The 12,502-nt window shown below is 34.1% G+C and carries 14 protein-coding genes; 10 read left to right on the plus strand and 4 right to left on the minus strand.

The window, feature by feature from the left end; translation table 11 throughout:
• Positions 1-342 precede the first annotated feature (342 nt).
• From A9G09_RS09430 to A9G09_RS09440, 3 genes are read left to right on the plus strand one after another with little or no spacing between them, the layout of a single operon-like run.
• On the plus strand, positions 343-1,131 hold the full coding sequence (locus A9G09_RS09430; RefSeq protein WP_065634582.1) for a transporter substrate-binding domain-containing protein: 789 nt from the start codon (positions 343-345) through the stop codon (positions 1,129-1,131).
• Between the two features lie 7 nt (positions 1,132-1,138).
• Entirely contained in the window at positions 1,139-1,822 is a 684-nt protein-coding gene (locus A9G09_RS09435) for an ABC transporter permease (protein WP_065634583.1), read from the plus strand.
• Positions 1,823-1,837: 15 nt separating this feature from the next.
• Positions 1,838-2,563, plus strand: coding sequence for an ABC transporter permease (locus A9G09_RS09440; protein WP_065634584.1), 726 nt, complete (start codon positions 1,838-1,840; stop codon positions 2,561-2,563).
• A gap of 65 nt (positions 2,564-2,628) precedes the next feature.
• Here the strand turns inward: A9G09_RS09440 and A9G09_RS09445 are convergent, their stop codons facing one another.
• Both A9G09_RS09445 and lexA read right to left on the minus strand, forming a co-directional pair.
• A complete protein-coding gene (locus A9G09_RS09445) occupies positions 2,629-3,000 on the minus strand; it encodes a hypothetical protein (protein WP_065634585.1) in 372 nt (123 codons plus the stop codon).
• A gap of 51 nt (positions 3,001-3,051) precedes the next feature.
• Positions 3,052-3,678 (minus strand): transcriptional repressor LexA, encoded by a 627-nt coding sequence (gene lexA / locus A9G09_RS09450; RefSeq protein ID WP_065634586.1) that lies wholly within the window; start codon positions 3,676-3,678, stop codon positions 3,052-3,054.
• 369 nt (positions 3,679-4,047) lie between these two features.
• On the opposite strand from lexA, the gene coaE reads away from it, so the two are divergent.
• The 4 genes from coaE to tsaD are packed head-to-tail and all read left to right on the plus strand — an operon-like array spanning position 4,048 to position 6,658.
• Positions 4,048-4,656, plus strand: a complete 609-nt coding sequence (gene coaE / locus A9G09_RS09455) for a dephospho-CoA kinase (protein ID WP_065634587.1) — start codon at positions 4,048-4,050, stop codon at positions 4,654-4,656.
• Between the two features lie 2 nt (positions 4,657-4,658).
• Complete coding sequence (gene zapD, locus A9G09_RS09460) at positions 4,659-5,396, plus strand: cell division protein ZapD (protein WP_065634588.1); 738 nt, start codon at positions 4,659-4,661, stop codon at positions 5,394-5,396.
• 24 nt (positions 5,397-5,420) lie between these two features.
• Positions 5,421-5,639 (plus strand): DNA gyrase inhibitor YacG, encoded by a 219-nt coding sequence (yacG, locus tag A9G09_RS09465; protein ID WP_065634589.1) that lies wholly within the window; start codon positions 5,421-5,423, stop codon positions 5,637-5,639.
• Complete coding sequence (tsaD, locus tag A9G09_RS09470) at positions 5,639-6,658, plus strand: tRNA (adenosine(37)-N6)-threonylcarbamoyltransferase complex transferase subunit TsaD (RefSeq protein WP_065634590.1); 1,020 nt, start codon at positions 5,639-5,641, stop codon at positions 6,656-6,658. The genes yacG and tsaD overlap by 1 nt, the downstream gene beginning before the upstream one ends.
• Before the next feature lie 86 nt (positions 6,659-6,744).
• On the opposite strand, the gene A9G09_RS09475 is transcribed toward tsaD, so the two are convergent.
• Positions 6,745-7,092 (minus strand): DUF4282 domain-containing protein, encoded by a 348-nt coding sequence (locus A9G09_RS09475; RefSeq protein ID WP_065634591.1) that lies wholly within the window; start codon positions 7,090-7,092, stop codon positions 6,745-6,747.
• Between the two features lie 123 nt (positions 7,093-7,215).
• Here A9G09_RS09475 and ycaO point away from each other — a divergent pair, with 123 nt between their 5' ends.
• The gene (gene ycaO, locus A9G09_RS09480; RefSeq protein WP_065634592.1) at positions 7,216-8,982 is read left to right on the plus strand and encodes a 30S ribosomal protein S12 methylthiotransferase accessory factor YcaO; all 1,767 of its coding nucleotides are present in this window, start codon (positions 7,216-7,218) and stop codon (positions 8,980-8,982) included.
• Positions 8,983-9,037: 55 nt separating this feature from the next.
• On the opposite strand, the gene A9G09_RS09485 is transcribed toward ycaO, so the two are convergent.
• A complete protein-coding gene (locus A9G09_RS09485) occupies positions 9,038-9,868 on the minus strand; it encodes a shikimate 5-dehydrogenase (RefSeq protein WP_065634593.1) in 831 nt (276 codons plus the stop codon).
• Between the two features lie 75 nt (positions 9,869-9,943).
• On the opposite strand from A9G09_RS09485, the gene A9G09_RS09490 reads away from it, so the two are divergent.
• A complete protein-coding gene (locus tag A9G09_RS09490; protein ID WP_065634594.1) occupies positions 9,944-10,279 on the plus strand; it encodes a nitrous oxide-stimulated promoter family protein in 336 nt (111 codons plus the stop codon).
• Between the two features lie 610 nt (positions 10,280-10,889).
• Positions 10,890-12,197, plus strand: coding sequence for a hypothetical protein (locus tag A9G09_RS09495; protein WP_065634595.1), 1,308 nt, complete (start codon positions 10,890-10,892; stop codon positions 12,195-12,197).
• Positions 12,198-12,502 lie beyond the last annotated feature (305 nt).

Consider the following 12,502-nt stretch of genomic DNA (forward strand, 5'->3'; position numbering starts at 1 on the left):
TAACTTGTGAAGATTTAAAATGTTTTAACCTAATTTAATTTTTACGGCACTCAGTAAACTTTATTACAGTCTAGTAAAATCTTGCTGTCAGCTTAATAGGTTTAACAATTTTGTCTTGCAGTTAATGGTCATGATTAATATTGTCTTTAATTAAGAGATATAATTTATTATTTTAATATGCCGGTATGATTTTTGGGGGGTTAATACGAAACTTTTTACTTTAAATAACTACTTCAAATAATCAATCCTTATACTATACTGGATATTAAAGATTTTTTTATTATTAAATTTATTCATAACACGTTATATTATGCGCCTCAAAAAATTATAAGAGACATCATTATGAAAATTTTTTTAAAGGTACTATCCCTTATTAGTTTGATCAGTTTACCATTATATAGTCAGGCAAAATTACCAGAATCAATTAAAATTGGTTCAGATACTTCATATGCCCCATTCGATTTTATTGACGCAAATGGTGAAATTACAGGTTTTAATATTGAAATAACAAAAGCACTTTGTGCAAAAGCAAATATTGAATGTGTTTTTAAAACTACTGATTTTGATGCACTTATTCCTTCACTTTTATCGAGAAAGATTGACATGATTTCGTCATCTTTGATGATGACTGAAAAACGTAAAAAGCAGATTGCGTTTTCTGATGAAATTTTTGTGACTAATTCAAGGTTAATCACAAAAGAAGGTTCCAATATTATGCCTACAGTTGAATCTTTAAAAGGTAAGCGAGTAGGTGTTGAACAAGGTACTTCGCAAGAACATTTTGCTAATGAAGTTTGGCGTCCAAATGGTGTGATTATTGTCCCTTATCAAAATCAATTACAAGTATTTTCTGATTTAGTGGCGGGGCGTTTAGATGCATCATTACAAGATGAGGTAACCGGTAGTTATGCATTTTTAAAACAACCACAAGGAAAAGGTTTTGCGTTTGCCGGCGATGTATTAACTGATAAAACGTATTTCGATGTTGGGGTAGGGTTAGGCTTCCGTAAAAATGATACTGAATTACGCGAGGCTTTTAATAAAGCTCTTGTTGAGATATTAAATGATGGTACTTATAAAAAAATCAATGATAAATACTTTGATTTTAGTGTTTATGGCAATAAAAAATAATTAAGTAATGCAAGGTTATATTCCGCTTATTTTACAAGGTGCTTTAATTACCATTGGACTAGCAATCACTTCGTTGATTGTGGCTATATTACTTGGTGTGATTTGTGCTTTAGGCAAAATGTCTAAAATAAAATTACTACGATTACTTTGTCAGGCTTATACCTCTTTAATTCGAGGTGTGCCTGATTTAGTTCTTATGATGCTAATATTTTTTGGATTACAATTTGCGCTCAATAATATTACCGATTTTTTTAATATGGATATTATCGAAATTAATCCTTTTGTCGCCGGAATGATTACTTTAGGTTTTATTTATGGCGCCTATTTTACTGAAACTTTCCGAGGTGCTTATCAGTCAGTATCGAAAAACACCTTGAATGCTGCTGTTGCGCTCGGATTAAGTCAAACTCAAGTTTTTCGTTATGTTATGTTTCCACTTATGATGCGTTTTGCTTTGCCGGGAATAGCAAATAACTGGTTGGTTGTTTTAAAATCAACTGCGTTGGTTTCGTTATTAGGCTTATTTGATTTAGTTAAAGCAACAAAAACGGTAGGCGAAGCAACGTATCAACCACTTTTATTTGCTTTAATCGCTGGCGCGTTTTATCTGTTTTTTACCACTATTTCAAATCTTGCATTGTGGTGGCTTGAAAAGCATTATTCCATTGGTATAACCAAAGCAAAATTATAAACAAAGAGCCTTATCATGTTAGAGATTCTTCAAGACTATTGGAAAGCGTTGTTATGGACAGATGGATATAATATCACTGGATTAGCTATGACGCTGTGGATTTTGGTCTTATCGGTTTCCCTTGGCGGTATGTTGTCTTTAGTTTTAGCGGTTGGTCGTAATTCAAAGAATCAATTTATTAAGTTACCTATTTGGTGTTTCACCTATGTCTTTCGAGGCACGCCTTTATATGTTCAGTTATTAGTTATCTATACAGGACTTTATACATTGAGTTTTGTGCAGAATCATCAATGGGTTAATGATTTTTTTCAAAGTGGCTTAAATTGTACTATTTTAGCGTTTACGTTAAATACCTGTGCTTATACCACTGAGGTTATAGCCGGCTCAATGCGTAATGTGCCCAATGGTGAAATTCAAGCGGCAATAGCCTTGGGCTTTAACCGATTTCAATTATATCGATATATTATTTTACCAAGAGCCTTTCGTCTTGCTTTGCCTGCTTACAGTAATGAAGTTATTTTTATGTTGCATTCAACTGCGTTAGCATTTACAGCAACCGTTCAAGATGTGATGAAAATTGCTCGTGATATTTATGCTGAAACATATCAACCTTTTCATGCCTTTGGTATCGCTGCGGTTATTTATCTTTGTGTTAGTTTTACATTAATTTGGGGATTTAGAAAATTAGAAAGGCGTTGTTTGGCATATATGCAAATAGATTGGTCAGTAAAAGCTAATTAAATATTCGAAATATTAAGCCATTATTGTATCAATAATGGCTTTGGTGAAAATGATTATTTATATAGTTAATTAGCTGCCGGATAACCATAGTCTTCGGTATGATCTTCATGTTCTGAAGAACCTGGTAACGCTCTGGTGCGATCGATTGGTACATAACTACCGCTTGGTGTTTCGATCTGACACTCTTCTAAATAGATTGAGTATTTGGTATTAGCATGCATACTCACACCTCTAAAGTAACAATGTGTCGCATTATATAGGTCATTCCGACATAGTACGGCTATTATTAGCCAAACGGCAACAATTGTTAATGCTACCCATTTTAAGTGTCGCCAAATAAACGACCAAAAGCCTTGTTCGCGAAATCGACAATAAGCAAATATAAGTAAAAAAATCGCAACAAATCCTAAAAATTCATATAACCAAAATAGCCACATGTTGTTATCTCCTAAGCAATATTTAGTCGCTATTTTATACTAACTTTTTATTTACATCCATGACCCATTACGAATAATACCTACAGCAATCCCCTCAATAGCAAAGCTTTGTTGTTCTAAATCAACTTCAATAGGTGAAAAATCTTCGTTTTCGGCCAGTAACTGTACATGTTTACCATGGCGAGATAGTCTTTTAACGGTGACTTCATCATCAATTCGCGCAACTACCACTTGGCCATTTTTTACATCTTGGGTTTTGTGCACGGCAAGTAAGTCACCATCTAATATACCAATATCTTTCATTGACATACCGTGAACCCTTAATAAAAAGTCAGCTTGGGGTTTGAATACAGAAGGATCGATTTGATAATGACTTTCAATATGTTCTTGCGCAAGGATAGGTGAGCCGGCAGCGACTTGTCCAATAAGTGGAAGGCCTTCAAAATCATTTTGATCATCGGACGTTTCGAGTAGTAGACGAATCCCACGAGATGAACCAGCAATCATTTCGATAGCCCCTTTTTTGGCTAAAGCTTTCAAATGTTCTTCAGCCGCGTTAGCGGAGCGAAATCCTAATTTTTGCGCAATTTCAGCGCGCGTTGGTGGCATGCCAGTTGTTTGAATATTTTCTTTGATCAAATCGTATATTTGCTGCTGACGTTCTGTTAATGGTCTCATTATCAATTTCCTGTGTTTATATACAGATATATGTGATTATATACAGCTAATACTATAAAACCAACAGTTTTGTTGATTTTATTTTTTATTGGTTGATAAATATTTTCAATATGTTGATAACTTGTTCGTTTTGATAAAATCAAGTTCTATTGAAAAAGATAAATTTTGTTTTATTTCAATAGTGATCATTTTGATAATCTGAACTTGATTTTTTTCATATTGGTTGCAATAAGTGATTTTTATTAAAAAATCATAACATTATGAATAAAATGTATTTTTTCTTTTTAGACAAGAAAAATTAGCATATATAATGAGATTCAGTTATATGATATACTATTCATGGTAATTATTAGATCGGAAACTATATTCATGTCTTATATCGTTGCACTTAGTGGTGGTGTTGCCAGTGGTAAAAGTACCATTGCAAATCTTTTTGCACAATTAGGTGTGCCGATTATTGATGCTGATGTTATTGCTAGGCAAGTTGTTCACATTGGAACTGATGCTTATATTGAAATTGTTAAACATTTTAGTCAGGAAATCTTATTACCCGATGGCGAATTGGATCGCAGCCAATTACGGGAAATTATCTTTAATAATTCGCATGAAAGGCTTTGGTTAAATCACTTATTACATCCGATTATTCAACAAAAAACGCAGGAACAAATTGCAAAGCAGACTGCGGTTTACGTAATTTGGGTGGTGCCACTTTTGATTGAAAATAATTTACATCATTTTGCTGATCGAGTTTTGATGATAGATATTCCAAAAGAACTACAATTACAGCGTCTAGTTCAAAGAGATAATATTGATATCGCATTAGCTCAAAAAATGATTCAATCTCAAGTTTCTGGTGAAAAACGATTATCCTTTGCTGATGATATAATCATTAATAATGGTGATATAACTTGTTTGACTGAGCAAGTATATAAATTACATCAACAATACTTAAATAACCTTAAAATTAACAATGGATAAGTATGGATAAGATTATTTTTGAACATCCACTAAATGAAAAAATGCGTACATGGCTACGTGTTGAATTCTTATTAAAACAATTAAATCTACATTGCCATTTTGATCAAAATAATGCGTTACTTTTTTTTCATGCACTGTCTGAGTTATTAGAAATTATTGAACGTAACGATGTTAGAAGCGATTTGATTAAAGAAATCGAGTCTCAAAAACAAAAACTATCTTCTTGGTTAAATATTGATGGCGTTGATCAAGAGTTAATAACCGAATTACTTAACAAATTTGACCATTATTTATTAAAATTTAATACAGCACCTCGATTAGGGCAAGCATTGAAAGATGATCGTTTTATTACCTCAATTCGACAACGCTTAATGATTCCTGGCGGGTGTTGTAGTTTTGATCTTCCATCTTTCTATCTGTGGTTAAAACAATCAGCTGAAAAGCGAGATAGACAAGTACAAAGTTGGTTGCAGCATCTTGCTATTTTAAATGAATCGCTATCATCATGTATGCAGTTGATACGCCAACTTGGCGAATTTAAATTATTTACTTGTGCCAATAATTTTTTTCAAGAAACCAATGGTGATATTAGCCTTATTCGTATTCGTGTTTCGTTAGATAAAAATGTTTACCCACAAGTATCCGGTCATATGTCGCGTTATAGTATTCGATTTATTCCGCTTGAAGCTTGTGATAATACGAGTACTGATACGATAGAATTTGAATTAGCATGCTGTTAATAGCATAAAAGTTAAAGAGTCGAAATGAACAAAAAAATAATGCAATTTGTGAAATGTCCAACATGTCAAAAAGAGGTGGAATGGTCGGAAAAAAGTTTATTTAGACCATTTTGTAGCAAACGTTGTCAGCTTATTGATTTGGGCGAGTGGGCAGCAGAAGAACATCGAATTCCCGATAAAGAAATCACAGAACACGATCTTTGGAGTGAAGATAATCTTTCTGATTTAATAGGAAAACATTAATGAAAGTGCTTGGTATTGAAACCTCTTGTGATGAAACTGGAATTGCTGTTTATGACGATCAATCTGGTCTATTAGCTAATCAACTTTACTCGCAAATTAATTTACATGCTGATTATGGTGGTGTCGTGCCTGAGCTTGCATCACGTGATCATATTCGCAAAACGGTACCATTAATTCAAGCCGCGTTAAAACAAGCTAACATAACGGCAGAGGATATTGATGGCGTCGCTTATACAGCAGGGCCCGGGTTAATTGGCGCTTTAATGGTTGGTGCATCTATCGGTCGTGCGCTTGCCTATGCTTGGAATGTGCCAGCAGTTGCTGTCAATCATATGGAAGGACATTTACTTGCCCCGATGCTGGAAGATAATCCACCAGAATTTCCCTTTGTTGCGTTATTGGTTTCGGGGGGACATACTCAATTAATTAGTGTTACAGGCATAGGTCAATATCAGTTACTCGGTGAATCGATTGATGATGCCGCAGGTGAGGCATTTGATAAAACAGCTAAATTATTGGGACTTGATTACCCTGGTGGCGCTAAGCTTTCAAAACTAGGAGAGCAAGGGGTTGCAAATCGATTCCATTTTCCTAGACCAATGACCGATCGACCTGGATTGGATTTTAGTTTTTCAGGACTCAAAACCGCTGCTGCTAACATCATTCATCAAAACACTTGTGATGGCACTATTGATTTACAAACTAAGTCTGATATTGCTCGAGCTTTTGAAGATGCATTGGTCGACACCTTAGTAATTAAGTCACGTAGAGCGCTCGATGAAACAGGCTTTAATCGATTAGTTATTGCCGGTGGTGTTAGCGCCAATAAAACATTACGTCAACAATTATCGGTATTGATGAAAAACCGCAAAGGACAAGTTTATTATCCTAGATTAGAATTTTGTACGGATAATGGGGCTATGATTGCTTATGCAGGTATGGTGCATTTAAAGGAAGGTCAGCATAGTGATTTAGCTATTGCGGTGAGACCTAGATGGCCTTTAAGTGATTTAAAGTAACAATAAGGTTGTTTTTAAACGTTAGTTAAAGCTCAATCAAATAATATTCAACAGTAGGCAAATGATGCCTACTGTTAAAATAAATACTACTGTTTGTCGTCACTGTTTTGGTCTTCGTTACTGCTGTTTTGGTTTACGGCTAATTTTTCAATATTACGATTGATATTGAATAACACACAGACTAATTCAAAGCCGATTCTTGCTGAAATCACACCAACAATAAGACCTATGACGCCGGTAAAAAATGCGATAAGTCCACCTAAAAAACTGTATTGAAAACTATGGAAACTGGCAATAATTACACCTAATCCACTTAAAACTATTAACACCAGTGTTACCCAATAAAGGATAGTGATAATTACTGGTGTGATCATTTTATTGAAAAAGAAAAAATCTACTAATGAAAAACCTTCGGAATTTATAATTTTCTTCATTTTATTTCCTTAATTAAAAATTATTAATGATTATTACTTTTCATTTTAGTCAATAGCGTATACATTTAAGAATAAATAAACGAATAAAGCAATCTATTATTACACAATATTCTGAGATAACACATGAAAACTTATATTCCAGGCAAAGATGCCGCTCTTGAAGATTCCATCCAATATTTTCATCAACAACTCGCTAAATACCAATTAGAGGTAAAAGAGGCCTCTTGGCTTAATCCTGTGCCAAATGTTTGGTCGGTGCATATTCAAAACACACAGTGCCCACTCTGCTTCGCTAATGGTAAAGGTGCAAGTAAAAAAGCCGCTTTAGCTTCTGCGCTTGGGGAATATTTTGAACGTTTATCAACTAATTATTTCTTTTCTGACTTTTACTTAGGGCAACAAGTTGCTAATTCTGATTTTGTTCATTACCCAACTGAAAAATGGTTTGCCATACCTCAAGACAATAGCTTGCCACAAGGAATATTATCCGAAAAATTACTTAAGTTTTATGATCCTGATCAGGAATTAACCGCTACCGATTTAGTCGATTTACAATCAAGTAATGCTGAGCGTGGCATTTGCGCACTGCCTTTTGTACAACAATCCGATCAGAAAACGATTTATGTACCGGTTAATTTAATTGCTAATTTGTATGCTTCCAATGGAATGTCAGCAGGTAATACGCGCAATGAAGCTCGAGTGCAAGGGTTATCAGAAATTTTTGAGCGTTACACAAAAAATAAGATAATTGCTGAAGCAATAAGCTTACCAACTATTCCGCCTGAAGTCATTAACCGTTATCCGGCTGTATTAGCTGCTATAAATGCGCTTGAAAGTGAAGGCTTTCCACTTTACTGTTTTGATGCTTCTCTTGGTGGTGAGTTCCCTGTTATATGTGTAGTATTATTTAATCCAAACAATGGTACTTGCTATGCCTCATTTGGTGCTCATCCTGACTTTGGTGTTGCTCTTGAAAGAACGGTTACGGAACTACTACAAGGACGTAGTTTGAAAGATCTTGATGTGTTTTCTCCACCAAGTTTTGATAATGACGAAGTGGCTGATTTAAGTAATTTAGAAACACATTTTATTGACTCAAGTGGCTTAATTTCGTGGGATCTATTTAATAAACAAGCTGATTATGAGTTTGTTGACTGGGATTTTTCTGGAACGACAGAACAAGAGTTTGATAACCTTATGGCGATTTTTGCTCGACACAAAACAGAGGTTCTTATCATGGACTATGAACATCTTGGTGTTTATGCCTGTCGCATTTTGGCTGTGGGCATGTCAGAAATCTATCCGCCTGAAGATCTTTTAATTGCTAATAATAATATGGCAATTGGGTTTAGAGATCTGATTTTATCTTTACCGAATAAAAAGCTAACAGCAAAACAGTATTTGGCAATTATAGAGCAGTTAGATGAGCAGGGGTTAGATGATTTTGCTCGCGTTCGTGAATTACTTGGTATTGCAACAGGTAAAGATAATGCATGGCTAACTTTACGTGTTGGAGAGTTAAAAGCAATGTTAGCATTAGCCGCAAAAGATTTAGTTCAAGCACAAACATGGATCGATTGGACAATTGAAATGAATGAATCAATTTTTACTTCAGAACGAAATCATGCCTATCGTTGTCTGCAAACATTAGTCAGTTTTATCATCGATCGGGATAAAAAACAGTTCGATAATTATCAAGACGCATTTAATAAAATGTATGGCAAAAATTGTGTTGATCAAATGTGGCAATATGCCAATGGTGAGAAAAAGTTTTTTGGGTTAACGGATTTATTTAACGATCCTAATATGTCAAATAACGATCTTGAACAATTTACAATGCATCAAAAATTGCTTTCTGTTTATCACAAACTGCATCAGGCAATGTTATAAGAAATTGAATTATATTCCACCGATTGTTTCGGTGGAATAAATCTAACAATGATGTTTAACCTCTTCTAGCAAAGTCTGCGGCTTGTTCAACTAGCTCCTTTTCAGGTCTAATTCCTGTGTACAATACAAATTGTTCAAGTGCTTGGATTACAGCTACATCTGCGCCAGAAATTATTGTTTTGTTTAATTTGCTTGCGTATTTAATCATTGGCGTTTCAACAGGTAATGCGACTACATCAAACACAATTTCGGCTTGTTCAATCATTGACGTAGGGAAAGATAATTGATCAGCTTCGATACCTCCCTGCATTCCAATAGGGGTGACATTAATAATTAATTTTGCTTGTTCAGTAGGAACTTCGGTTTCATCTTTTACCCATTTATAACCATAGCGTTTTGCTAGTGCTTGTCCTTTTTGTTGGTTTCGTGCTGCAATAATACCGTTTTTAAAGCCTTTATCGTAAAACGCACCAATAACGGCATTGGCCATACCGCCACTCCCTTTTAGTACAAACGGCGTGGTATTTTCTATCTGATTTTCTTCAATAAGTTTAGCTACAGCAATATAATCAGTGTTATAAGCGGTTAGATGATAATTGGTATTAACAATTGTATTGACTGACTGGATTGAACTTGCTGAAACATCTAATTCATCGATAAACTCAATACACGCCTGTTTATAAGGCATTGAAATTGCGCAACCGCGAATGGCTAATGCTTTAATACCATAAATAGCATCTTTTAAATTATTGGTTGTAAATGCTTTATAAATATAATTGAGATCAAGTTTTTCATACAGAAAATTATGAAAGCGAGTACCAAAATTGCTCGGTCTAGCAGAAAGAGACATACAAACTATGGTATCTTTATTAATAATTCTTGCCATTGTAACAAATCCTTGTGATTATAATTGATAATTAACTTTATTTTACCACTTTTTATATTAGCGTATATTTTGATTATGGTAGCCAATAATACTGGTCCTAAAATACAGCAAGAAAAAGCAACGATTAAGGTAATGATTCATTTATATTGCCACAAAAAACATCATACTGAAAAGCATCAATTGTGTAATGAATGTGATGATCTATTGCAATATGCGATGCGAAGACTAATCTTATGCCGCTTTGGAGAAAATAAAACAACTTGCGAAAAATGTCCTAGGCATTGTTATCGTAAAGATTACCAACAAAAAATTAAACAAGTGATGCGATTTTCTGGTCCAAGAATGATAATTTATCACCCGATTATGGCATTGAAGCATTTATATAAAAATTTGTTTGATTTAAAAAAATAAAGCTACCAGTTTTATTGCTAAACATCGTTTAAAATAGGTCGATCATAATAGGATTGATGTAATTAGTGATAAAAATAAATCATTTATTTAGGGTTGATTGTTTTAGGTGTTAATCATTCTTAACAAACATTTACATAAATACACATTACAATTTCATTATTCTATTTTACTATTAGATTGAATTTTTGATATTATCGCGCATAAATGCGTTGCATGAGATGATATATATAAAAGCTAATATATTGTATTTTTTGAAAAAGTTATTGAAATTAGCTACAAGGAGTAGTAAAAATATGTTAAAATATGGTCTTAATCGGGCATCGGGCATCGGGCATCGGGCATCGGGCATCGTGCATCGGGCATCGGGCATCGGGCATCGGGCATCGGGCATCGGGCATTATTAAATAGTCTAGGAACAAAAAGTCATCACGCCAGCGAATTATCCTCGCACTTATCGTTTTTTAACTCTTTTATTTCATCTTTAAAATTTTTATATCACTTCAAACACTCTTCGAGCATTATTTCGTTAAATAATTTATATGTAATAGATTATTTTAAATCAATTCAATCGAAATTAGCGCAACGCTCATTATTCATATTTTTTATTTTATTGACGATTCACCCAGCCCAAGCATTAAGCACAACGACAGCAAAAGCGATAGAGGGCAGTGCACCGGAAGTGATAAATATCGATTTGGCAGCGAATAAACAAGGATTTACGGTTAATGGTGTTTTTTACAGTGAAGCAAGTAATAACATTAAGGGCAATGAAGTTAAGGAATTTAGTGGTGATTTAAGCCCAGCAAATTTTATCGTTAAGAATTTTTACTATAATTCATTGGATAACACATTAAATTATGCGGATAAAGATGGTGATGGGATAGATATATCAAAGCCATTTTTACTCTCATTTACCAGTAAACAGTGGTATGACGGTAATGGAAAATTAATTACAGATACTAGTAACACGATGGGGTGTGGAAGTAGTTATCCGATGCCACTAACGCTTGAGATTACAACACAGGTGAAGACCTATTCTAAATATGGTATCCCTCGGGAAAGTGATTATGTGCCAATAGTAAAACGTTATAAAATCGCTCCCAAATCAGAACTTTGTGCAGCTAAACCAAATTCAGCTATTATTTATCCAAATAATAAGTGGGATGGCATTGATATTTCAAATGATGGTGTTTATGTTTGGAATAGCCCGAATTATGCGCAACGTAACAATAAAACCGGTGGCGGTTATTCAGTAGATTATTTGCCTGATTTAGGTGGATTTAAGCCTAGCAATTTATCAACAGGTAAAACTTTTCCAACTACAGGTTTTCGATATGCTAAGTTTCAGCTTCTAATGACTGGTTCACAAACTGATTATAAGTATATGATACTATCTAATCATAGTAAGGATATTGTTGATATTGATAAAAATGGTTTTATCACGTTATATAAAAAACCTTCAGGAAAAGTTACTGCTCGTGCGATTTTAAAAAGAGATGAGAAAGTCACCCATGATTATAGTTTCGAAATAACTGCACTGTGGATTGTTCCACAAGGTGATTTTGTTGGTAGTTGGCAACAAGCACAAAATCGTTGTAACGGTATACAAAATGTTGTTACACGGAAAGAATTAACTAATTCGCCATTGATCAATTTACAAGTTGGTGCAGGCTCTAAACCAGATGACAGCTTTTTATCAAATAGCTATACCAGATCTATTGATGGAACAGTATTGAGTGAATGGGGATGGGCGGACGAAAATTCTTATCCAAACTCTGGATGGCGTATAAATATAGATTATTGGTCCTCTGATTCACATATTGATGGACAAACTCAATTTATTGTTCATTCACACGATGGTTTTATTGGCTGGCGTAGAATTGAAAGTAGCAATATAACTGTTGCTTGTCGGGGATAGTAAAAATGATTATCACAGATTTTATCGTTAAGGTATTGCAACAAATAAAGTGATAACAATCATAATAAATATCATAAATTCAAAAGTAACAGCACTAATATAGTTTAAGTGTTTGTTGAAAATTGTAACCCTGTAACCTTGTAACCGGCATAATGACGCAAGCTGCGTCATTATGCCAAAAATTTGGAATAAAAAATGAGCATCACTCTTACCAAAAAATTAACGATTAGTAGTCGCATTGGATTTTTGAGTTTAATTGATGAGGGTAATTTTTTAAGGATCTATAATCAATCAGCTTATATAAT

This window comes from Gilliamella sp. wkB292 (assembly GCF_001690235.1).
Taxonomy (GTDB): Bacteria; Pseudomonadota; Gammaproteobacteria; order Enterobacterales; family Orbaceae; genus Gilliamella; species Gilliamella apicola_F.

Excerpts from the sequence above, each read along its gene's own strand:
- coaE (WP_065634587.1), top strand. The coding sequence starts at position 4,048 with ATGTCTTATATCGTTGCACTTAGTGGTGGTGTTGCCAGTGGTAAAAGT.
- tsaD (WP_065634590.1), top strand. The coding sequence starts at position 5,639 with ATGAAAGTGCTTGGTATTGAAACCTCTTGTGATGAAACTGGAATTGCT.
- A9G09_RS09430 (WP_065634582.1), top strand. The coding sequence starts at position 343 with ATGAAAATTTTTTTAAAGGTACTATCCCTTATTAGTTTGATCAGTTTA.
- zapD (WP_065634588.1), top strand. The coding sequence starts at position 4,659 with ATGGATAAGATTATTTTTGAACATCCACTAAATGAAAAAATGCGTACA.
- A9G09_RS09440 (WP_065634584.1), top strand. The coding sequence starts at position 1,838 with ATGTTAGAGATTCTTCAAGACTATTGGAAAGCGTTGTTATGGACAGAT.
- yacG (WP_065634589.1), top strand. The coding sequence starts at position 5,421 with ATGAACAAAAAAATAATGCAATTTGTGAAATGTCCAACATGTCAAAAA.
- A9G09_RS09435 (WP_065634583.1), top strand. The coding sequence starts at position 1,139 with ATGCAAGGTTATATTCCGCTTATTTTACAAGGTGCTTTAATTACCATT.
- A9G09_RS09445 (WP_065634585.1), bottom strand. The coding sequence starts at position 3,000 with ATGTGGCTATTTTGGTTATATGAATTTTTAGGATTTGTTGCGATTTTT.
- A9G09_RS09485 (WP_065634593.1), bottom strand. The coding sequence starts at position 9,868 with ATGGCAAGAATTATTAATAAAGATACCATAGTTTGTATGTCTCTTTCT.
- lexA (WP_065634586.1), bottom strand. The coding sequence starts at position 3,678 with ATGAGACCATTAACAGAACGTCAGCAGCAAATATACGATTTGATCAAA.
- A9G09_RS09475 (WP_065634591.1), bottom strand. The coding sequence starts at position 7,092 with ATGAAGAAAATTATAAATTCCGAAGGTTTTTCATTAGTAGATTTTTTC.
- ycaO (WP_065634592.1), top strand. The coding sequence starts at position 7,216 with ATGAAAACTTATATTCCAGGCAAAGATGCCGCTCTTGAAGATTCCATC.
- A9G09_RS09490 (WP_065634594.1), top strand. The coding sequence starts at position 9,944 with ATGGTAGCCAATAATACTGGTCCTAAAATACAGCAAGAAAAAGCAACG.